Annotated in this window: 19 protein-coding genes; 8 read left to right on the plus strand and 11 right to left on the minus strand. The window is 59.8% G+C overall.

Features of this window, described 5'->3' with window-relative positions; genetic code table 11:
* Positions 1–126: 126 nt before the first annotated feature.
* Positions 127–1,608 (plus strand): membrane-bound lytic murein transglycosylase MltF, encoded by a 1,482-nt coding sequence (gene mltF, locus KSP9073_RS08600; protein WP_108842548.1) that lies wholly within the window; start codon positions 127–129, stop codon positions 1,606–1,608.
* Entirely contained in the window at positions 1,605–3,584 is a 1,980-nt protein-coding gene (locus tag KSP9073_RS08605) for a sensor domain-containing diguanylate cyclase (RefSeq protein WP_108842549.1), read from the plus strand. Before mltF ends, KSP9073_RS08605 begins: the two co-directional genes overlap by 4 nt.
* 4 nt (positions 3,585–3,588) lie before the next feature.
* Here KSP9073_RS08605 and tadA read toward each other — a convergent pair whose 3' ends face one another.
* Both tadA and KSP9073_RS08615 read right to left on the minus strand, forming a co-directional pair.
* Positions 3,589–4,050 carry a tRNA adenosine(34) deaminase TadA gene (tadA, locus tag KSP9073_RS08610; protein ID WP_108842809.1) on the minus strand — a complete coding sequence of 154 codons (462 nt, stop codon included), beginning with the start codon at positions 4,048–4,050 and terminating at the stop codon, positions 3,589–3,591.
* Between the two features lie 115 nt (positions 4,051–4,165).
* Entirely contained in the window at positions 4,166–5,233 is a 1,068-nt protein-coding gene (locus KSP9073_RS08615; RefSeq protein WP_108842550.1) for an NAD(P)-dependent alcohol dehydrogenase, read from the minus strand.
* 237 nt (positions 5,234–5,470) lie between these two features.
* Between KSP9073_RS08615 and KSP9073_RS08620 the strand changes: the two genes are divergently transcribed.
* Entirely contained in the window at positions 5,471–6,394 is a 924-nt protein-coding gene (locus KSP9073_RS08620; protein ID WP_108842551.1) for an AraC family transcriptional regulator, read from the plus strand.
* Between the two features lie 8 nt (positions 6,395–6,402).
* Here the strand turns inward: KSP9073_RS08620 and KSP9073_RS08625 are convergent, their stop codons facing one another.
* The 4 genes from KSP9073_RS08625 to mprF form a co-directional block, all read right to left on the minus strand.
* Positions 6,403–6,735: a DUF3817 domain-containing protein gene (locus KSP9073_RS08625; protein ID WP_243409171.1), complete on the minus strand. Its 333-nt coding sequence runs from the start codon at positions 6,733–6,735 to the stop codon at positions 6,403–6,405.
* A 141-nt stretch (positions 6,736–6,876) separates the two neighbouring features.
* Complete coding sequence (locus tag KSP9073_RS08630; protein WP_108842552.1) at positions 6,877–7,425, minus strand: GNAT family N-acetyltransferase; 549 nt, start codon at positions 7,423–7,425, stop codon at positions 6,877–6,879.
* Between the two features lie 103 nt (positions 7,426–7,528).
* On the minus strand, positions 7,529–8,821 hold the full coding sequence (locus KSP9073_RS08635; protein ID WP_108842553.1) for an AcvB/VirJ family lysyl-phosphatidylglycerol hydrolase: 1,293 nt from the start codon (positions 8,819–8,821) through the stop codon (positions 7,529–7,531).
* A 2-nt stretch (positions 8,822–8,823) separates the two neighbouring features.
* Positions 8,824–11,466, minus strand: a complete 2,643-nt coding sequence (gene mprF / locus KSP9073_RS08640; RefSeq protein WP_207771443.1) for a bifunctional lysylphosphatidylglycerol flippase/synthetase MprF — start codon at positions 11,464–11,466, stop codon at positions 8,824–8,826.
* A 293-nt stretch (positions 11,467–11,759) separates the two neighbouring features.
* On the opposite strand from mprF, the gene KSP9073_RS08645 reads away from it, so the two are divergent.
* Both KSP9073_RS08645 and KSP9073_RS08650 read left to right on the plus strand, forming a co-directional pair.
* Complete coding sequence (locus tag KSP9073_RS08645) at positions 11,760–12,296, plus strand: heme NO-binding domain-containing protein (RefSeq protein WP_108842554.1); 537 nt, start codon at positions 11,760–11,762, stop codon at positions 12,294–12,296.
* The gene (locus KSP9073_RS08650; protein ID WP_108842555.1) at positions 12,293–14,215 is read left to right on the plus strand and encodes a putative bifunctional diguanylate cyclase/phosphodiesterase; all 1,923 of its coding nucleotides are present in this window, start codon (positions 12,293–12,295) and stop codon (positions 14,213–14,215) included. The genes KSP9073_RS08645 and KSP9073_RS08650 overlap by 4 nt, the downstream gene beginning before the upstream one ends.
* Here the strand turns inward: KSP9073_RS08650 and KSP9073_RS08655 are convergent.
* Both KSP9073_RS08655 and dbpA read right to left on the minus strand, forming a co-directional pair.
* Positions 14,205–15,077 (minus strand): PA4780 family RIO1-like protein kinase, encoded by an 873-nt coding sequence (locus KSP9073_RS08655; protein ID WP_108842556.1) that lies wholly within the window; start codon positions 15,075–15,077, stop codon positions 14,205–14,207. The two genes, KSP9073_RS08650 and KSP9073_RS08655, sit on opposite strands and share 11 nt — an antisense overlap.
* Positions 15,078–15,176: 99 nt before the next feature.
* Positions 15,177–16,583, minus strand: coding sequence for an ATP-dependent RNA helicase DbpA (gene dbpA, locus KSP9073_RS08660; RefSeq protein ID WP_108842557.1), 1,407 nt, complete (start codon positions 16,581–16,583; stop codon positions 15,177–15,179).
* Positions 16,584–16,793: 210 nt separating this feature from the next.
* Here dbpA and KSP9073_RS08665 point away from each other — a divergent pair, with 210 nt between their 5' ends.
* On the plus strand, positions 16,794–17,522 hold the full coding sequence (locus KSP9073_RS08665; protein WP_108842558.1) for a YebC/PmpR family DNA-binding transcriptional regulator: 729 nt from the start codon (positions 16,794–16,796) through the stop codon (positions 17,520–17,522).
* A 96-nt stretch (positions 17,523–17,618) separates the two neighbouring features.
* Here KSP9073_RS08665 and KSP9073_RS08670 read toward each other — a convergent pair whose 3' ends face one another.
* Positions 17,619–18,209 carry a BPSL1445 family SYLF domain-containing lipoprotein gene (locus KSP9073_RS08670; RefSeq protein WP_108842559.1) on the minus strand — a complete coding sequence of 197 codons (591 nt, stop codon included), beginning with the start codon at positions 18,207–18,209 and terminating at the stop codon, positions 17,619–17,621.
* 238 nt (positions 18,210–18,447) lie between these two features.
* Here KSP9073_RS08670 and phoA point away from each other — a divergent pair, with 238 nt between their 5' ends.
* A complete protein-coding gene (gene phoA / locus KSP9073_RS08675; protein WP_108842812.1) occupies positions 18,448–19,911 on the plus strand; it encodes an alkaline phosphatase in 1,464 nt (487 codons plus the stop codon).
* Positions 19,912–19,919: 8 nt separating this feature from the next.
* Here the strand turns inward: phoA and KSP9073_RS08680 are convergent, their stop codons facing one another.
* On the minus strand, positions 19,920–20,399 hold the full coding sequence (locus KSP9073_RS08680) for a GNAT family N-acetyltransferase (protein ID WP_165814207.1): 480 nt from the start codon (positions 20,397–20,399) through the stop codon (positions 19,920–19,922).
* A 103-nt stretch (positions 20,400–20,502) separates the two neighbouring features.
* On the opposite strand from KSP9073_RS08680, the gene yejK reads away from it, so the two are divergent.
* The gene (gene yejK, locus KSP9073_RS08685; protein WP_108842561.1) at positions 20,503–21,501 is read left to right on the plus strand and encodes a nucleoid-associated protein YejK; all 999 of its coding nucleotides are present in this window, start codon (positions 20,503–20,505) and stop codon (positions 21,499–21,501) included.
* On the opposite strand, the gene KSP9073_RS08690 is transcribed toward yejK, so the two are convergent.
* Positions 21,498–22,016 carry a nucleoside deaminase gene (locus KSP9073_RS08690; RefSeq protein WP_108842562.1) on the minus strand — a complete coding sequence of 173 codons (519 nt, stop codon included), beginning with the start codon at positions 22,014–22,016 and terminating at the stop codon, positions 21,498–21,500. The two genes, yejK and KSP9073_RS08690, sit on opposite strands and share 4 nt — an antisense overlap.
* Positions 22,017–22,121: the final 105 nt, after the last annotated feature.

Raw genomic sequence — 22,121 nt, forward strand, 5'->3', positions numbered from 1 at the left:
GCAGCGCGCGACATGGATCGGCCTCAGTCGAAAGACTGAGGCTATCGTGCAGTTAAGAGCCATCGGCTAGCCGGAGGTATCTGCCATCGGTATCCTGGGTACTCTTTCAAACGGCCGTTTTCTCCAATGCACAGGCATCTTTTACGCACAACCCGACAGATTGCAGGGCTTGTGGTGGCACTCCTGCTGCTGCTGACGCCTGCCCGCGCGATCTCGACGTGGTCTGCCGCGCTGATGCCGATGGCTTCTCCCACTACCCTCTCCGACGTCAAGCAGCGCGATTTTCTGGAGATCGCCACACGCAATACACCGGCCACCTTCTATGAGGGCCGACAGGGGCCGACCGGATTCGAGTTCGAGCTCTTTCGCCGTTTCGCCGATGAGCTGGGGGTCAGCCTTGCCGTGGAGGATGATCAGCACATCAGTGACGTGCTGGATAACGTTGCCAACGGTCGTACCGATATCGGCGCCGCCGGGCTGGTGCTGGATCGACAGCATCAGGATGTAACCTATTCACAGCCGATCATGTCCATGCAGCCCATGGTGGCGTATCGACGCGGGACGCCGGCCCCTAAAACGATCAAGGATCTGGACGGGCTGGATATCGGCACGGTGGCTGGCGCCGGCACCAGTCGGGTATTGCATGAACTTCAAAGGGCCCACCCAACGCTGACCTGGCGGGAAAGCCCGGACCTTGAAACCACGGATCTGCTGGCCATGGTCGAAAGTGGCGAACTGGATGCCGCAGTGGTCTATGCTCACGAGTTCAAATTGAGTCGACTGTTTTTTCCGGATGTGGCAAGAGCGCTGACGATCGGAAACCCGGTCACCCTGGCATGGGCCTTCCCCGCTCATACCGACCCCTCGCTGGTGGAGCGTGCCAATGATTTTATCGATCGCATGCGCAGTACGGGTGATCTTGCGCTTTTGACGCAAAAGTATTTTGGTCATGACGACTATCTTGAATATGTTGGCGCACGGCGCTTTATCGCGCAGGCCCGGTCGAATCTTGATCAATGGATGCCTGACTTCAAGCGCGCCGCCGGCGATACCGGTTTTGACTGGAAGCTGCTGGCGGCCGTGGGCTATCAGGAATCGCACTGGGAACCGGATGCCGTTTCACCCACGGGCGTCAAGGGGCTGATGATGCTGACTCGAGCCACGGCCAGTCACATGGATGTGGATGATCGCGAAGATCCGCAGCAGAGCATTGATGGCGGCGCCCGCTATCTGCGCTATCTGCATGACCGGATCCCCGAAGATGTCGCCGAACCGGACAGGACCTGGATGACGCTGGCCGCCTATAATCTTGGGCTTGGCCACCTGTATGATGCACGACGCCTGGCACGCCTTCAGGGCCATGATCCCGATCAGTGGGACTCGGTCAGGCAGATGCTGCCCCTTTTGCAGGAAAGCAGCTGGTATAACCGTGTAGAACATGGATTTGCACGTGGTAGCGTAGCCGCGCTTTATGTGCGCAACATTAAACGCTATGAAGAGATACTGAACTGGGTAGAACGCAGCCAGCATCAATTTTCATCGCTTGCCCGTGCCACGGCCAGCAATACTAACCCCCCTGTCTTTGAGACCGTCCCGCCTGTTCCATGAAAGTCTTTTTCGCCCGCCATGGTGACCTGCTACTGACCCTGCTTGCCCTGCCCTGTGTGGTGGCAGGATGGTGGCTGACGCCACCCATGGCGCATCTGCTGCTGGCGATGGTGGGTATGGTCACCCTGTCCAGGCTTGCGATGAACGCCACACGACGGTGGCGCCCTCACCGTCTCAGACCCTTTGCCGTCATCCTCACCGTCGTGACGCTGATACCGCTGCTGGCGCTGCTGTGCTCCTTTTTACTGCCGGACACCGTCATGAATTACGCCCAATGGTCGCTGCTTTTCGATCGTTGGCCGGGCCAGGTGCCCTTTTACTCGCTGCGCCCCTCCATTCTGATCACTCTGGCGCTGCTGCTTTTGGCGCTGCTTCCGCTTTTCTCCTCGCGCTCCGCGGAAATTGCACCCATCGGCCTTGCGATCGCAGCCATGCTGACAGCGATGCATCTTGTCGAGCAGCACTGGTTTGTGTCGCTTCATGAAGTGTCCCTGTCGACGCTTACTCTGCTGACGATCGTCCTGTTACTGGGCGCCGAGGTCATGACCCAGTGGCCAAAGCGTCGCCCCGGCGCCATCGGTATTGCACTGGCCGCCTCGATGGCCGTGTTACTGGTCCTGCTGGTGCTCTGGCACTATCACAACAGCCAGAACATCCGCGAAGTCAACCAGGTGGCGCGTACGCGCGTTGATACCCTCAGTGAAAGACTGGGCCAGGAGATCAGCGTCAGCGATCAGGCCATGCAGCGCTTTGCCATCAGCTGGGATGCGGCCGGCAGCGAGCCTTCAAGCAGGGCCTGGACCCATCGAGCCCGCCACCTTGCCGAACATTTTGGCTACCTGCAGACCATCGCCTACGTAGACCGTCAGGGCCCGCGCATAAGACGCGCCTATCCGCTACAGAGCAATCAGCCCCTGCTGGGCCATCACGTGCTCTCCAACGATGATAGTGAGACGCTGGCCGGCGCCCTGCAGGGCCAGGCCACCGCCACCGGCATGGTCAATCTGACCAACGGCGGAAGGGGCGTGATCTTTTATCAACCCATTCATGATCTTGATACCGCCGCCATCAAGGGCGTGGCCGGCTTCGTGGTTGATCCCGCCCGGCTTTTTGCCACGCTCGATGACGCCGCCGACAGCCATAACTTTCGCATCCGGGTCATGCAGGGTGGCAATACCCTTTACAGCTCCGACACCCGTGAAGCGCTGAGCATGCTGGAACACTGCAATATCCTGCGACTGGGTCAGAGCAACTTCACGATCTGCGCCGAGGCAAGCTACGCCAGACTGTTTGACGAGCGCTCCAAGTTGCCGGCGGTTGTCCTGATCACCGGGCTGGTCTTCACCTGGATGATTTATCTGTTGATGTACTTTCTTCACCGTCTGCGCCGACGTCATAGCGGGGTCAAGGATGCCAACTATCGCCTGCGCGGTGAGGTGGAAAAGCGCATTGCCCTGCAGCAGGAAGTGGAGTGGCTGGCACAGCACGACGAACTGACCAAAGTGCCCAACCGGCGCTATTTCAGTCAGTGGGTCGAAAAACTTGATACCACCCACCCCCGAACGATCATCGTGGTGGATATCGACCACTTCAAGCAGATCAATGATCTGCTTGGCCACCCGACCGGTGATCGCTATCTACAGGATGTGGCGCATCGATTACAGGATATCGTGACCACTCAGGGTGGGTTGCTGGCCCGATTTGGCGGAGAAGAGTTTATTGCCTGCCTGCCTGACATCACCCCTGAAAAGGCAGCCGAGGTAGGCGAACAGCTGCGTCACGGTATTGAGGCACTGACCCTGACAAGACATGACGGCCAAACGCTTGTCACCATCAGTGTCGGACTGATTACCACGCGTCGCGCCAGCGACACCCTGCCGGAGCTGATTCAATCCGCGGATCAGGCGCTCTACCGGGCCAAGCTGGCAGGCCGTAATCGCGTGGTTGTGGCTGGCGCTCTGGATGCCCGTCCTTAATCGGTCAGGTAGCGGCGCGTCGGTGGGCAAAAAAGGTTTTCAAAAGCCGCCGTGCAGGCACCGCCAGCACGCCGGAGACGACTTCCACATCATGGTTGTGCCAGGGCTGGGCAAAAAGATTGGCCCTTGACTGCGCCATGCCGGTGCGAGGCTCCGGCGTACCGTAAACAAGCCGGGCAATCCGGGCGTGAATAATGGCGCCGGTGCACATCAGGCAGGGCTCCACACTGACATACAGCGTACAGCCGGTCAGCCGATAGTTGCCGGTACGCTGGCCGGCATCGCGCAGCGCCTGCACCTCGGCATGCGCCGTGGGGTCGTGTCGGCCGACCGGTGCGTTGAACCCCTCCCCGATGATGTCGCCTTCTGCGTTGACCACGACCGCGCCGACCGGCACCTCCCCTGCCGCCATCGCCTGATGCGCCTGATCCAGCGCCCGGTGCATATAGAACTCGTCGCTGCGCATGATCGCTTTCCTGTCGCCAAATCGATCCATGATATAAAAAAACCGGCGCCCTGAGGCACCGGTTATCGTGATATTCATTTGCCGATCAGCGACAGGGCTGACAGCAGAACACCTGTCAGGCAGCGCTTTTGCCCTTGAGAGAGGCCATGTCGATCACGAAACGATAGCGGACATCGCCCTTTTGCATGCGGTCCCAGGCCTCGTTGATCTGATCGATGTTGATCATCTCGACATCGCAGGTGATCCCGTGCTCGGCGCAGAACGCCAGCACTTCCTGGGTTTCAGGCATGCCACCAATGAGCGAGCCGGCCAGCACCCGACGACGAAAGACCAGATTGGCGCCGCTGACAGCCGGGTCCAGCGGCTCGAGCAGGCCAACCAGAATGTGGGTGCCGTCCGGCTTGAGCGCATTGAGATAGGGGTTGATGTCGTGCTGAACCGGGACGGTATCGAGCATGAAATCAAAGGTTTCGGTCGTGGCGGCCATCTGCGATTCATCGGTGGACACCACCACATGATCGGCGCCCTGCCTTTTGGCCTCGGCCACCTTGGACTCGGAGCGGGTGAAAAGCGTCACTTCCGCACCCATCGCACTGGCCAGCTTCACACCCATATGGCCCAGACCGCCCATACCGATGATCCCGACCTTGTCACCCGGCTTGACGCCGTAGTGCTTGAGCGGTGAATAGGTGGTGATTCCGGCACACAGAATCGGTGCCGCAGACTTGAGATCGATCCCTTCCGGCATGCGCACCACAAAGCGCTCACTGACCACGACCGAATCGGAATAACCGCCCTGAGTCAGGGTATTGTCATGACGGTCGGGGCTGCCGTAGGTCATGGTGAACCCTTCGGCGCAGTACTGCTCAAGGCCACTGTTGCAGGAGCTGCACTGGCGGCAGGAATCCACCATGCAGCCTACGCCCACGACATCACCGGTTTTGAAGGTGGCCACCTCACTGCCTACGGCGGTGACACGACCCACGATTTCATGACCCGGAACGACCGGATAGGTGGCCATGCCCCAGTCATCGCGAGCAAAGTGCAGATCGCTGTGGCAAACGCCACAGTAAAGAATCTCGATGGAGACATCATCAGCGCGCAGCGTACGGCGCTCAAAGTTCCAGAGAGCAAGCGGGGTTTCAGCACTATGGGCGGCGTAGCCCCTGGCGGGTGTTGACATGAATACTTCTCCTGCGCATGACGCATCAAAACCGGGTAACCACCCTCAAGCGGGTACCTTCAAGTGACGCCAGTCTGGCGGCGAAAGCGCTTTCACACCATACACGGTACTACTTTGTGCTTGCCTATTCCTGCACAGCAGGCCGTTACAAGGTATCATTAGCGCTCTTTTCATGCACAATCCTGCAAATGGCCGTACTTGCTACAGATACCGACACGCACCACGGATCTCTACACCATGTCTGATGCCCTGCCTGATATTTCACACGACCCCGCGTCCAATGCCCTTCAGCAGCGCATGTGCGACCTGATCACCCCTCTGATCGACCGCGATGGGTATATTCCCACTGATCTTGAGGGGGTACGGCTCATGGCCCTTCATGGCAGCCATCCGCGCACACCACTGGTCTACGAACCCGGGTTGATCATCATCGCCCAGGGCGAAAAGAGCGGTTATCTGGGGGAGCGTACGATCCACTACGGCGCCGGCCACTATCTGGTACAGGCCATGCCGGTGCCCTTTGAATGTGAAACCCGTGCCACGCCGCAGGCACCCCTGCTGGGGGTGTTCATCAGCATTGACATGATCATGCTGGGAGAACTGATCCAGGTCGTGCCGACAGCCGCCACCAATGTCGCACCGCCCGAACCCATGTCGGCCGTGACACTGACCTCCTCGATGGGCCATGGCGTGGTGCATCTGCTGGAATGTCTGCATGACGAGATCATGTGTCGTGCGCTCGGCCGGCAGCGTATTCGTGAGGTATTGTTCGAAGCGCTCAGAGGCCCGCAGGGCGAATCGCTGCGCCAGCTTTTACAGCAGCAGACCCAGTATGGACGCATCGGTCGTGCGCTCGAGACCCTGCATCGTGACTACGCACACCCGCTGTCTGTCGAGACCCTGGCCGACAAGGTCAACATGAGCCCTTCGGCCTTTCATCATCACTTCAAGCGGTTTACGCGCCTGTCGCCGCTGCAGTATCAAAAGCGCATTCGGCTTTTAAAGGCGCGCGCCATGATTGCGGCCAGAACCCACAATGTCAGCAGTGCTGCCATTGCCGTGGGCTATCAGAGCGCCTCTCAGTTCAGTCGGGAGTACAAGCGCTACTTTGGCCATCAGCCGGCAGGTGACCAGCGTCTGGAATCTCGACAGGCCGGATAAAGGGTGATCTATTCGCCGATTATGCGCACCAGGTCCGATTCCTTGCGACGCATGAAGGGGGCATTGATGAAGGCGCCGAAGGGAATAAAGGCAGCCAGAATCATGCGGGCGATATCCAGCCCGCTCCAGCCCCCCATGGAGACAACCCGAAACACCACCGACAGGTAGAGCAAAAAGGCCACCCCGTGGATGGGCCCCATGATGGAGACGGCAATCGGCAGGCCGGCCACATGCTTGAGGGGCACGGCCACCACCAGCAGCAGCAATAACGTTGTGCCCTCCAGAATCGACACCAGTCGCAGGCGTTTCATTCGGGTATGGATCAGCTCGGGTGTGTTCAATGGAGACTCTCTTGAATCGATGCGCGTTGGGAAAGGGTCATCTCGATACTTTAATGAACGGACCCTGCGTTGCGCTACCCGCTGACCAGGGGGTGCGTAGAAAAGCCACAACCATCGCCAGGATGGCCATTTCAATCTCCGTTACGCCATGTCTTCGCGGGCCAGACCATAAACGGCATGATCGTGTATCACGCCATTGACGCTCTCGGCGCGCGTGATCACGCCTTCAAGCGTGGCCCCCAGACGCTCACAGACCGCACGGCTTCGAGTGTTGCCGGTGGCTGCCGAGATCTGCACCTTGTGCAGGTCGTAATGCTCAAAAGCCAGTCGCACCATGCTCTGACAGGCCAGCGTCATCAACCCACGACCCTGCCACTGCTCCCCCAGCCAGTAGCCCAGAGTGGCCCGACCGGTGGCGGGCATGATGTCGTTGAAACTCACCAGGCCGATCAGTCGCGAGCGCCCCTGGTGGTCATGAAGCCCGCAGATCAGGCGCTTTCCTTCCGCGTGATCATGCAGCGTCTGACGAATGAATTCGGCACTGTCTGCCGGTGATGCCGTGTGGGCAACCCAGCCAAGCCACGGACTCAAATGGCCACGATTGTCATCCACCAGCCGAAAAAGCTCCGGTGCCATGCGGGGATGAAGCAACGAAAGAGACAGCGTCTCATTGATCGGATGAAAAAACATGTTCAGCCCTTGAGGGAAATTCGTGTTGCCAGCGTCACGCAGCTTCTTGTGGTCGCGCAGCCCATCACTATATGCACAACCTCGAATAATGCCACCCCGACCGTTATGTCGATGCCGCCGGCAGCCTCTGATTGATCTGCTCGATCATGATCTGCGCCAGATGCCCATAGTCCTGATCAAAATGATGCCCGCCCGGCAGCTGGATCCTTTTGCCTTTCATTTCGGGTTGCAAGCAACCACTGTCGGGAGCCTCCTCACTGCCATAGAGACACACCAGCTTGTCAGCAGGCACACGGGCCACTTCAGGGCCTGTCTGCGTTTCGCCATTGCTCTGGCCCAGCCAGCCGCTCACGGCGATCTCGAAATCGGCCGTTTTTGAAAAGGCCAGCAGTATCATGGCCGACACCGCCTGCTGATCCTGCGGCGAGAGCCGGTTATAAAGCGCCGGGAGAATATCGGCGCCAAAGGAGTAGCCTGCCAGCACGAAGTGTTTCGCGCCCCACTGCTGACGATACGTTGCCATCAGCGCGGCCAGGTCGGCGGCGCTTTGCTCGGGGCTTCGGTGCTGCCAGAAGGCCTTGAGCGTATCCACCCCCACGACCGGATAGCCGTGCGCTGCCATGTACTCACCGGAGACCTGATCAAGATCACGCCAACCGCCGTCGCCCGAATAGTAAAGGGTGACCGTATCCCGACGGGCCTGATCGCCCTGCCCCGGTAGCGGGATGGTCGGAAGCGCGCTGCCGCTGCCCTTGAGCAACGCGACAAGTCGCTGCGCCGCCAGAGTGGTCGCACTCGCACCGTAGTCCCCGATGGTGGTGTGCACCTTCACGCCGTCAATGCCGCGCACAAAACGCCCCGTGGCATCATCGGGGTCATTGTTCCAGACAATGTCCCACTGCCCATGACGGCCATTGGCAGGCAGGGCCGTGCGACAGTCGAGATCTGACACGCTAAAACCTGCTGACAGCGCCTGCGCCTGATCGCTTTCCTGACCGGCCAGCCAGCGCCAGGCCAGCGCACCGCCGCGCCCCAGCCCCACGACCAGATCGGTTTGATCACCCAGCGATTTTCGTGCCTGCCTCAGACGCGCCTGCTGCATGTCGCAGTCGTCACCGTCATCCAGCATAAACTGCACCAGCTCGGCACCGGTCTGCTCGGACAGCGTCAGCAGTGCGTCATCATCGAAATGCTGATCCGAAGTGGCCGCAATCACGACATGTTTTGTGGGCCTGCCCCCCGGCTGGGCCGTCACCAGCGTTGCCCCGTTGACCTGCGTGGTGGTCACACTCGGCGCGGGCGGTCTTTGCCACCACCACCCGACGCCGGCCAGCACGATCAGGGCCAGCACGACCACAGCGCCGCGGCGCCACACACCCGGATTTTCTTTTATCATGCTCAACGCCTCACCAGTCCGGTATAGCCGCCGGCGATCAGCGCCGCGGTATCCTTGAGCGCCACCAGCGGGTCGAGCCCTGCCGGCACCGCCATGTAGCGCGGCTCCCAGCAGGGATCAAACTTGTCCTTGAACCGCTTGAGCCCCTGGAAATTGTAAAAATGCTCTCCGTAGCGGTAGACCACTGCCCCCAACCGCTGAGCCAATGGCGCGCCGGCTCGCGGCAGCATACCGGCCATGGGCACCATGCCGAGGCTGAACACCTCAAGCCCGCGGGCCTGATAGTGCAGAATCAGCCCGATCATCAAAAACTCCATGGCAAGCTTTGGTGCCTGATCCCCGGCGCGCATCAGATCGATCCCAGCCTCTCGCCCTCGGTGCGTTTCCAGCAGATTGGCAAAGGCCACCGGCTCCCCGTTGTATCGCACCAGTGCCACAGAAAAGTGCGCCAGATACGAGGCCGTAAAACGCCCCAGCGAGAAGCTTTTTTCTCGAGCGCTCTTGGCCAGCCGCCAGGCATCGGAGATGGCCTCAAGCTGGGCCAGCGGTGCCTCTCCCGGCGCCAGAAACTCGATCGACAGCCCATCGCGCTGACCTCGATTCCAGGTATAGCGCAGGCCCTTGTGCTGCTTGCTTTCAAGGTTGAAGGTGCACAGGTCAACGCGTGCCTCCTCGCCCAGCTTGACCGCGCTCAGGCCGATATCCATATAGCTGTGCAGGTTCTCGGCGCGCACCTGATAAAACACCGGACGGGCGTGGTGACGGTCGCACAGGTCGCGAAAACGCCAGATCATCTCCGCGCGCTCGGCGGGTGGCCCGACCGGGTCAAAAAGCGCCACCATGCTGCGCCCGTGACGGGCATACATGATGAAAGCGCTCTGCGTGTCGTTGAACAAAAGCGCCTTGTCCCCGGTCATGGCCAGCCAGCCTTCGGGATGGCTGGCGGCATTGATGATCGAGGCCGCCCTCTGGCGTGCAGCTTCATCCGGCAAAATGATCTCGCCGGGCTGAGTACGGATCAGCCAGGCCAGTGCAATGCCTGCCATTAAAAGCGCGCTGCCAAGCTCGGCACGCAGCGCCCGCGGCACCTGGGCATCAAGAGCAAACTGCCACCAGAGCCGGTTGCGATAGGGCACGTCCTGATAGACGAAAAACATGATCCAGAGTGACGCCAGCACGACACAAAGGCAGGCCAGAAGATGGAAGGGAGACACCGGAATCTGCATCAGTCGGCTGGGGCGGTAGAAGGCGCGCCGGAAAACAAGCAACAGTCCGGCCACGGCCAGCGCGAGGCCGGCCTCCTCCCAGTCCAGCCCCTTGAGCAGCGACAATACGCTTGAAAGCAGCAAAAGCCCCAGGGTCAGTGCCCAGGCCGCTGACAGACGCCGGCGCAGACCATTGGCCAACAACAGACACAGCACACCAATCAGACTGGCGGCCAGATGCGAGGCATCCACCAGCCGATGCGGCACCAGCTCGCCCAGGACATCAAGACGCGCACTGACAGCAGGCGTAACGCCTGAAAAAAGCAGCACCACTCCGGTCAGAAACACCAGCAGCGACAGGGTCGGCGCCGCCATGCCGGAAGCCATGGCCAGCGCCGTGCGGGCCCGCCGGGAGCGGCGCGCTTCCATGAACAAAAGCGCCACACACCCCAGCAATAGCGGCAACACCACATAGATCAGTCGATAGAGCAAAAGACCCGCCGTCAGTGGCGCAAGCCCTACTGAGTGGGAAAGCGCTGCCAGCATGATGGCCTCAAAGACCCCGACACCGCCTGGCACATGACTCAACACACCGCCGGCCAGTGCCAGCAGATAGATGATGACAAAGGCCGGAAAGACCGGCGCATGGGGCAGCAACAGATATAGCGTCCCGGCGGCAAGGACCACATCCAGCAGCGTGATCAGACATTGTTTGCCTGCCAGGCGCAGGGTCGGCAGGCGCAGATGCCAGCGGCGAAAGCTGACCCGCACGCCCCCGGGGTCGGATTCAACCTCTCCCCGACGCCACCAGAGCATCAGCACGAAATACAGCGACAGCACCGCCCCTGCCGCCGACACGGCCACCGCCAGCGGCAGGGAAAGCAGCTGCGCCGCCCGAGAAGGGGTCAAGAGCACTGCCATGGCCGCCAGCAGTGGCAGCGAGCCGCCCAGTGCCAGACTGGTAAACGCCGACATGCGCATGACTTCCCGACCGCCCACGCCGTGCACGCCATAGAGACGGCTTCTGACCGCCGCCCCTGACAGCATGGAAAGCCCGACGGCATTGCCGATCGCAGGCGCACAGAGTCCGCCTGTCACCAGCACCCACCATGGCAATGTCACACCGGCAAATCGCGCCGCAGACCACTCATAGCCGATCAGCGAGATAAAGCCGAGTAGCGTCGTCAAGACCGCCAGCGCCACGGCATGGCCCGGCACAGCCATGATGGCGCCGTGCAAAAGGGCTGGGTTCATCTGCTCAAGCAAATGCCAGCAGGCCAGCAGGGCCAGTACAAACAGCAGCAGAATCAGTCCGGCCTGCCAACGGTGACGATGCTGGCGAAAAAGATCATACCAGCGTCCATGGACAGCCACCGAGGCGTCCGATTCCTGCTGCTCGGCTGCAACAGCCCCCTCCCGACCTTCACCCTTGACGCTCAAAACGCACTCCTTACACCACCTGACCGGGTATCAGAGAACGAAAAAAGCCATGGCCATGTCCTGCCAGCACATGCCTCTTGTCGAAGATGCTGAAGTAGACCTTAATAAGACAAACAAGTTCTCGTGAAAAACGGGGCGCCATCGTTGCAATGTCACAGCCTCTGTGCCGTGCTGTTCCACAATCCTCTGTTGCTTGAGGCTGGTCAGGCTTTAGACCGTCCATGGTTGGCCGATAAAGGGAGCAGACAGCGCATGATCTGGCATGGATGGCCATGCAGTGAGGGAGTCAGGACGTGAAAGGCATCATTTTCAACATGTTCAACGACATCATCGTCACCCGGTTTGATGAGCAGACCTGGGAGGAAATGCTCGAAAACGCCCGTGTCAGTGGCGCCTGGTCATCGCTTGGCAACTACGACGATCATGACATGTTGGCGCTGGTGAACGCCGCCAGCCATCAGCTGGCCATAACACCACAGGCCTGCCTTCAGTGGCTGGGACGGGAAATGCTGCCGCGACTTGGCGGGATTTATCCGGGACTGCTTGAGCGTTTCAGCACGACGTTTTCGATGCTCAAGGCACTCAATAATGTCATCCACCCCGAGGTGGTCAGGTTCCACCCTGGTGCCAGCGTGCCGGTCTTTCATTATCATGAGGTCTCCAGCCACAGCATGGTGATGGAATATTGCTCGGCACGCGGTATCTGCAGTCTTGCTCACGGGCTCATGCAGGGCTGCAGCGACTATTTCAACGAAACCGTGGACATCGACCATCTACAGTGTCGCCATCGCGGTGATGAGCACTGCCTTTTTCGCATAACGATCCGATGAAAACACCACGCCCTGAAAGCCTGACTGACACCATCGAACGCCTGAAAAGGCAGCTCGCCCGTGAGCGCCAGGCACGTCATGACGCCGAACAGGTGGCCGAGACCAGCACGCGCCGCCTGTATCGTGAGCAGTTAAAGCTTCATGCCATCTCGCAGGTCGCCACACAGACGCACGGCAGCATGCGCCTTCGACAGGCCACTCAGGAGGCCCTGAAGGCGCTTTTGAAACATACCGTCTGGCGTTATTGCCGCGTGGTCTACAAGCCCTTTGACAACATCACCCCGCCGGTGCGTGTGTCTGCCCTGTGTGAAGGGGAAAATCCGCTGACCCGACCGGGAGACAGCCTGACCGCCTCGGCACGGGTATGGCTTGAGAAGGCCAGTCCGCTCGAGTTCAGAACCGATGAGCGCATCGCGCACGAAAAACGCTGGCCGGAAAACATGCCACGACGCTTTCTCTGCGGCATTGGCATCGGTGAACAGTGCATGGGCGCAGTGGAGCTTTTCTCCTATCTGGAAGACGACGATGCGGCCTTCAGTCAGGAGATGGTGCTGGCTCTGGTACGCGAACTGTCCCACGTCTACAAGAGTGAACGTGACCGTCAGGCCATCGAGCGCATGGCCTGGCGTGATGTCCTGACCGGCGCCCTGAACCGGGCTGCGTTCTTTCGTGATCTCGAAACCATCACCATTGATACGCAACCGCTGGCGCTTTTGTATCTCGACCTGGACGGGTTTGGAGAAATCAACGAAGAGCACGGCCATGAAATCGCCGACCGTTATCTGTTCGAGATTGCGCGTCGCCTGGAAAGTGAACCGTTAAGTCGCAGCGTGGCGCGTCTGGGCAGCGATGAGTTCGTACTGCTGCTGCCCCTGATCGATGTCGCCCATGCCGACATGGTCGTCCGGGATCTGCTGTTTGATCTGCAACAGCCTCTGATGCTGGATCACTTTCGCATCGAACCGAGCTTCAGCGCCGGCCTTGCCGTCTACCCAGACGATGCCAGCGATGGACACGCCCTGTTTTACGCCGCCGATACTGCCCTGAGCCATGCCCGCGAGGAAGGCAGCACCAGCCTGCGCCGCTTTGATGCAGAGATTGCCGAGCAGCTCGAGCGGCGCAAGCAGCTTGCCCTGCGCGTGCGTCAGGCCGTGGCGCAGCGAGAGTTCGTGGCGTTCTTTCAGCCCATTGTGTCGCGTGATCACCGGATCGTTGGCGCCGAGGCGCTACTGCGCTGGCAGGCCCCCGATGCGCCGGGCCCTGCCGAATTCATTCCCTATATGGAAGAGCAGGGGCTGATTCGTGAGGTGGGCCGGCAGATGCTGCATGATGTCATTCATACCGCCGCACGGTGGCGACGTGAACATGACGGCTTTCAAAGTATTTCGGTCAATGTGTCACCGCTTCAGCTGCGTGAAGAAGCCTTCGTCAGCCATGTGACCCATGCACTGGAAAAAAGCGGCCTGCCGGCCAGCTGTCTGATTCTGGAAATTACGGAGAGTCTGTATATCCGGGCCGAGAAACCGGTTCTTGAGCGTCTGGCCCGGCTACGGGCAATGGGGGTCAGACTGGCACTTGATGACTTCGGCACCGGCTATAGCGCACTGAGCTATCTGCAGTGGATGCCGCTGGATATTCTCAAGATCGACAAGAGCTTTGTGATCAAGCTGGCCGAGGCGCACTCGGGGCGGGATATCACGATTGTGCGGGCCATCATTCAGATCGCACAGGCCTGCGGGCTTGATGTGACCGCAGAAGGGATCGAAACGGCCGAGGTCGCACACATCATGTGCGAGCTCGGCGCGCACTGTCTGCAGGGATATCACTTCAGCCGTCCGGTCAGCGAGGAGGCCATGACGTCACTGTTGCAGTCGAGCGCAACGCCATCCCCTCCCTTCAAGGCCTCGATTACTGGCTGATGTCCCGGTCTTCTTCGTCCTGCTCCTGCTCGCGACGCTGGCGCTCCTGCTCTTCTTCGCGCACGTCCTCAATGACTTCCAGCAGATCACTGACATCCACGCTGGCACTGTCGCGGTCGAAGGTGCCGGTCAGCGGATAGTCAGGATAAAGCTCGCCGGCTTCATAGAGTGACCAGATTTCCAGACCGTAGTCGGTGTTCAAAAGCGACGGGGCATAGCGGCCGAAGCTGCGACGCATGTTGTCGACGTCACGCAGCAGCATCCGCGAGGCATTGTTATTGCCGGCCGCATCCACGGCCTGCGGCAGATCGATGATCACCGGTCCTTCACGCCCGACCAGCACGTTGAATTCCGACAGATCACCGTGAACCAGCCCGGCACACAGCATGCGTGCCACATCGACCACGATCCGGTGGTGATATTCGATGGCCTGCGCTTCATCAAGCTTGACGTCATCGAGTCGTGGGGCGGGGTCACCCTCGCCATCAACGATCATCTCCATGAGTAGTACGCCGTCGACAAAACCATGCGGCTCGGGCACACGCACGCCGGCATCGGAGAGCCGATACAGGGCGTCTACCTCGGCATTGAGCCAGGCCGACTCCTGCTCGCGCTGGCCATAGCGGGTTTTCTTGGACATGGCACGGGCCCTGCGGCTGTTACGCACCTGGCGCCCTTCCTGATACTGCACGGCCTGCTTGAAGCTGCGCTGGCTGGCCTCCTTGAAGATCTTGGCACAGCGCAGCTCGCTGCCACAGCGCACCACATAGACCTGGGCTTCCTTGCCACTTTGCAGCTGAAACACGATGTCATCAATCAGCCCATCATCTACCAGTGGCTGCAATCGTTTGGGAATTTTCATGCGACCTCTTTGTTCACTCCTGTCATGACAGTCTGGCACAACGGTCATGATGACCGTATCGGCACACAACGTACATGATCCGTACCTGATATCGGGTGATCAACGCGATATCCGGCGGGCTCGAAAGCTGCGCCCCTTGAGGCGACCGTTGTTCAAATGAGCCAGCGCGGCATCTGCCACGTCGCGATGCACGGCCACCCAGGCATTGCGCTCCAGCACCTTGATCCTGCCGACCTGAGCGGCATCGATACCGGCGTCACCGGTCAGTGCGCCCACGATATCGCCCGGGCGAATCTTTTGTTTCTTGCCGGCATCGATCATCAGCGTCGCCATCATGGGTCTAAAGGGCGTACGCGACAGTACGCTGGCTTCCGGCAGCGCCTCAAGCGTGATGCTGCCCCCCTGTTGCGCTTCATAAAGCGAGAGCCGCGCTCGCTCACGCTCACCGACCAGACTATGGGCCGCGCCCTGCCCGCCGGCGCGGCCGGTACGTCCGACCCGGTGAACATGCGTTTCCATGTCATGGGCCAGCTGATAGTTGAATACCGCGTCCAGCGCCTCGATATCCAGCCCACGCGCCGCCACATCAGTGGCCACCAGCACCGAAATGCTGCCGTTGGCCAGCAGGATCAGGGTGCGGTCGCGGTCACGCTGCTCCATGTCACCATGAAGCGCGGCAGCATCAAAGCCATGATCGTTGAGCGCATCGCTGACCATCTGCACCTCGCGGCGCGTGTTGCAAAACACAACGCTTGAGGTCGGACGATACTTGAGCAACAGGCGCCTTAACGCTTCAAGGCGTGCCGAATCATCCTCGACGGCGTAAAAATGCTGATGGATGCTCTGCTCGTCGTGATCGGTATCCACCTCGATGGTGATGGGATCCTTCATGACCCTGCCGGCGACCGGGGCCAGTGCCTCACTCCACGTCGCGCTGAACAGCAGCGTCTGACGATGTTGCGGCGTCACCTCGATAATGGCATCCAGTGCGTCCTGAAAGCCCATGTCGAGCATGCGATCGGCTTCATCCAGCACCAGCACGTTCAGTGCTTCAAGGCTCAGTGAACCGCGACGCAGATGGTCATCGACCCGACCGGGGGTGCCCACAATGATGTGCGCGCCGTGAAACAGTGATTCGCGCTGCGGCCCGATCGGCACGCCACCGCACAGGGTCAGCACCTTGATGTTGTGACAGCCGCGAGCCAGACGCCGAATCTCTTCACCGACCTGATCGGCCAGTTCGCGCGTCGGACACAGCACCAGGGTCTGCACGCAAAAACGTTTCACATCCAGACGCGCCAACAGGCCAAGCCCGAACGCCGCTGTCTTGCCGGACCCGGTCCGCCCGCGCCCGATCACGTCTCGCCCGGCCAGTATCAGCGGCAGGCTCTCGGCCTGAATCGGGGTCATGGTGTGATAGCCAAGCGTTGCCAGGTTATCCGAAAGCGCCGGCGGCAGGGCCAGCGAAGCGAAATCGGTCGCAGCGCCTGGAACATCGTTCGACATGAAGACAAATCCTTGTAGGCTGTAAAGAAGGGACTGCCCGTCATGCCAGGCAATGGGTGCAGGGCGCGCAGCATAACAGAGCCGATGCGCAATATCCGTGAGACGCTGACTTTCAGGGGCCGACACGGATCGTTTCAAATAACGCTATTCGCTCCCCGCAGGGTTAACGTAAAATCGTCACATAATGGTAATCAAGGAACGGAATTCGATATGGGCAGGGCTTTCCAGAACCGCAAGGAATCCATGGCCAAAACGGCCGACGCCAAGACCAAGGTCTACAGCAAGTATGGACGCGAAATCTACGTCTGCGCCAAGTCGGGTGGCACGGACCCCTCGGGCAACCTGACGCTGCGCGGCCTGATCGAGCGGGCCAAAAAGGATCAGGTGCCGTCACACGTGATCGACAAGGCGCTCGACAAGGCCAGCGGTGCAGGCGGTGAAGACTTTTCACCGGCACGCTACGAGGGTTTTGGTCCCGGCAACTGCATGGTGATCGTCGACTGTCTGACCGACAACCCCAATCGCACCTTCGGTGACGTGCGTGGCTGTTTCACCAAGACAAAGTCCAAGATCGGCACGCCCGGCAGCGTCAGCCACATGTTCGATCATAGCGCCATTTTCGTTTTCAAGGGCGAGGATGAAGATGCCGTGCTTGAAGCGCTGATGGACGCCGACGTCGATGTGACCGACATCGAAAACGAGGACGGCAGACTCACGGTCTTTGCCCCACACACCGAGTATGCCAAAGCCAAGCAGGCGCTGCTGGATGCCTTCGGCGAGATGGAGTTCGACACTGACGAAATTCAGTTCGTGCCCCAGACCAGCACCCCGGTCGAAGGAGAGGACGTCGCCCATCTCGAGAAGTTTCTGGGCATGCTCAACGATCTGGACGACGTGCAAAACGTCTTCCATAACGCAGAGTTTCCCGAAAACGCCTGACCCGGTGACCCGGGGCCGCGCATGAAAAAAACCCACCGGATGGTGGGTTTTTTCATTCTCAAACGGCGGGCAAGAATCCGCTCATGAAGCCTGAGCCTAACGGCCTACCTTGGAAATCTTGGCGCCCTCAAGCGACACCCCGCCCTGTATGCCCTGATTGTTCATGACAAAGGCGACCACTTCCTGATTGGCGGTATTGTTGGTGATCTGACCATTGGCACCGACATCGGCCACGGCGACCCCGGCATTGGCGCCGATCGACCAGCCATTGTCACTGCGAACACGATTGAGGGCGCCTTCACTCATCAGGAGATAAACAATCGCCTGCGACTGGGCACCGGCCTGAAAGCCGATCGAACCGCTGGTCGTGGTGTAGTAGCCGGCATCAGCACCATCGATCAGCAGCTGCCCTTCACCGTGGCTGGCGCCGAACACGAAACTTGCCCCCAGTACGCCCGGGAACACCAGCACCCCTTTAGATTGCTGCACCAGACTGCGTGCCTGAGGCGCCGTACGGTAGAGACGATCAAGGGTTTCCTGCACGCTTTGATCAAGCTCTGCGCGCTGCGCCGTCTGGCTCTGGCGGTCGGACGGACTGGTGGTGGTACAGGCAGACAGCGTCGTGGCGCCCAGCACAGCGGCAAGCATCAGGGCACCGGTACGATTGAAACGAGAAAAACGTGACATGAATTAACCTCCTTCCATGGAAAGGTGCCACGGCTCAAATCCCTGGCATGGGCACCGGAAAATCAAATACTGCCTTAAGTTATAGACCATCGACAGCTTTTCGGCGGGCGTGTCTGCAAAACATTCATTAAAGACCCTGTTTTCGATCGATGCTTCTTGTCATGAAACGGTCATGGTCTCCCTTCAGCTTAAGCGGTGCTTACAACACGAACTTTCTGGAACCGGGATTTTCAATATCATGACGCCAACTGACAAATGCCTTGCCATCGCCTGTGCCACTGTAATGACCTATGGCATGGCCTTCGCTGATACGTCTTCCCCCGAAAGTCATCAGAAAAATTCTGCGCTGATGCACCGTCAGGCTCAGGGCGATATTACCCAGCATGGCGGCGCCCGGCGCCTGAGCGCCGATATCACCGAGTCACTGCGCACCTCACTTTCAGATGCGCCGGCCAAAAACGTCATTTTGCTGATCGGTGATGGCATGGGAGATTCCGAAATCACCATCGCGCGTAACTATGCCAGAGGCGCCGGCGGTTTTTTCGAAGGCATTGATGCCCTGCCCCTGACCGGACAGTACACCCACTACTCACTGCACAAGGACACCGGCAAGCCGGACTATGTGACGGATTCCGCCGCTTCCGGCAGCGCCTGGGCCACGGGCACCAAGACCTACAACGGCGCCATTAGCGTCGACATTCATGAAAAACCCCAGCCCACGCTGCTGGAGCTGGCCAAAAAGGCAGGCAAGGCTACCGGCGATGTCTCAACCGCCGAAATTCAGGACGCAACGCCGGCGGTACTGTTTTCTCATGTGACCGCGCGCAAGTGCTACGGCCCGACCCGAACGCTCAAGGAGTGCCCAGGCAATGCCCTGGAAAATGGCGGCGCCGGCTCGATCACCGAGCAACTGCTTGAAACCCGTCCTGACGTCACGCTGGGCGGCGGTGCCGAGACCTTTGATGAAGTGGCCGGCGCCGGCAAGTGGCAGGGTCAGACGCTCAGGGCCCAGGCTCAGGCGCGCGGCTACCAGATGGTCAGTAACCTGGAGCAGCTCAACTCGGTCAGCGCTGCCAATCAGGATCAACCGCTGCTGGGTCTTTTCGCACCGGGCAACATGCCTGTTCGCTGGCAGGGCCCTAAAGCCAGCTATCACGGCAACCTCGATCAGCCGGCCGTAACCTGTCAGGTCAACGCCGAGCGCGATGACAGCGTCCCCACACTTGCCAACATGACACAGCGTGCCATTGATCTGCTCAAAAACAACGATCAGGGCTTTTTCCTGCAGGTGGAAGGTGCTTCGATCGACAAGCAGGACCATGCGGCCAATCCCTGTGGTCAGATCGGCGAAACCGTGGACCTTGATGAAGCCGTACAGAAGGCGCTTGAATTCGCCCGCGCCGATGGCAATACGCTGGTCGTTGTTACCGCCGATCACGCTCACTCAAGCCAGATCATCTATCCCGACTCGCAGGCACCGGGCCTGACCCAGGCGCTGAACACGCGCGATGGCGCTACCATGGCCGTCAGCTATGGCAATTCCGAGGAGGAATCGCAGGGCCACACCGGCACTCAGCTGCGTATCGCGGCCTTTGGGCCGCAGGCTGCCAACGTGACAGGACTGACCGATCAGACCGATCTTTTCTTCACCCTAAGCAACGCCATGGGCATTGGCGCCAATGAAGGCACTACTCAACGATAGATCTGCCTTCAGGCGCGGCCAGTCGGGCCGCGCCTCATTTTTATTATCCTGATCAGTTCCCCTTGATAGAACCCCTCTCGCTGCTCCTCATCCTGAAAGTGCAGGGATTCATACAGCCTGATCGCCGTCACATTGGAGGCCACTACATTCAGGGTGACCGGACCCTTCATTCGGGCAAGCGTGGCTACCATTAGTGTTCGTCCGACCCCTTTGCCTCGCGCGCATGGGTCGACCAGCAGCCCCACAATGTGATCGTTTTGCCAGTAGATCACCCCGGCAAGACCTTCTTCATCTTCAGCCTCTACCACCAGCGCCTCGGATTCGCCAAACGCCTTCAAACGTGTTTCATCCAAAGGTAACGGTATAACTAAAAAGCGCTCGGGGAAGCCTGGTTCAAAGCGAAACTCATCGCCCTTGCTGCGCTCATAGAGGACCATCAGGGCGTTAAAATCTTCACGGCGGTAATCACGTACAGGAGGCATTATCATGCGGTCATCATGACGCCCTGCGTCACCGGCCTCAAGCCATGGCCCTGCCCCTGAAGGGTCTGGCGCGGTATCATCGCGCCACATTTTCTGCCGGATGACTGTCATGCCGATTGTTCAAAGCATCGTCCATTATCTCGACAAATCCGCTGATGACCAGAGCACGACCCTGAATCCCACACCGGCGCCCATGGCCGGCTCGGAAGCGATGGATGCGCTGCTCAACCAGTTCAATGCCACCTTCAACGGCAAGACCAAGGGCTGGGGCCATTTCAACGGCGCCGATGAATCAGGGGCGTTTGCCCATGCCCTGGGAGAGTATCTGGTCGGCAACCTCGATTTTGTCGCGTTCACCCAGCAGGGGGCCGAGCGCTTTCGCGCGCTGATCGATGAACATCTGTCCACCGGTGGGCCGCTGCTGTTTGTCCACGCACGCCAGGGTGAGGCAGAGTTTCTGACCGTGGCGCTGCTGCATTATCGGGAGGGCTTCACGCTTGATGAGCATCGCAACGTCACCACAGACCGCCAGCTCAATCTGAGCCAGATGACGCTGGCCGTGCGCATTGATCTGACCCAGTGGCAGGCGGGCCAGTCAAAACAATATATTGCCTTTACCCGCGACCGCGGCGGCAAAAAGCTCAGCGAGGATTTTCAGGCGCTTCTGGGCTGCACCGAGGGCGTGGACGCTACCAGTGAAACCCGCACCCTGCTCAAGGCCTTCAGCGATTACGTTGAAAACGAGTCGATGGATGAATCGCAAAGCCGCGAGAAGACTGACGCCGTGATTGACTACGCCAGCGACCAGTCAAAACGGGGCGAATCGATCACGCTTGAAGAGTTTTCAAGCCTGGTGGATGACGAGCGTCCTGATGCCTTTTATGACTATATTCGCAACAAGGACTATGGGCTCTCCCCCGAGATCCCGCCGGACAAGCGCACCCTCCAGCAGTTTCGCCGCTTCACCGGCCGCGCCGGCGGCATGTCGATCAGCTTTGACTCCCACCTGCTCGGCGACAGCATCGAGTACAACGAGGCTCAGGACCGGCTGATCATTAAAAAGGTGCCTGACAAACTCAAAGAGCAGCTGCTCGATAAGCGCGGTTAACGCTCGAACGATCCGGTGATCGGCAGAACCCTTTTACCGGTCAATCGATGGCGCTTTTCATGCAATTCCCTGACGGCGTCCACCAGCGACGTCACCGGCCCTTCTACCACTATCCCGGGTGCCACGTCCTGAATGGGCAGCATGCGCACCGGGGATACCGGTGCCTTGAGCTGCACCAGCCACTCGCTCAACTGCCTTGATGAGCTGATAAAGACGATTCGCCCCAGCCCTGCCCAGGCATGTGCCGCGGCACACATCGGGCAGTGCTCACCGGAGGTATAAACCGTGGCCTTCGCACGTGCCTCAACGGTCATGTTGGCGGCCGCCCAGCGCGCCAGTACAAGCTCGGGATGTTCGGTAGCCTCTCTGGTCACCACGCGATTGCGCGCCTCACACAGCACCTGGCCACCACCATCGACCAGCACACTGCCAAAGGGATCATCGCCGGCCTCAAGGGCCTCGCGCGCCAGCGTCACACAGCGCTCCAGATGCGCACCGGCCTCTTCATTGATCATTGAATCCACTTTTTTACCTGAGGTTGAGACTTGTCGAGCCGGGCCGGAAACGCCCGATCGTAACTTTCAGCAATGATTAAGTGACAATGTCTGTCTATAGTGACG

The sequence above is a fragment of the Kushneria phyllosphaerae genome, assembly GCF_900312995.1.
GTDB classification, from domain to species: domain Bacteria; phylum Pseudomonadota; class Gammaproteobacteria; order Pseudomonadales; family Halomonadaceae; genus Kushneria; species Kushneria phyllosphaerae.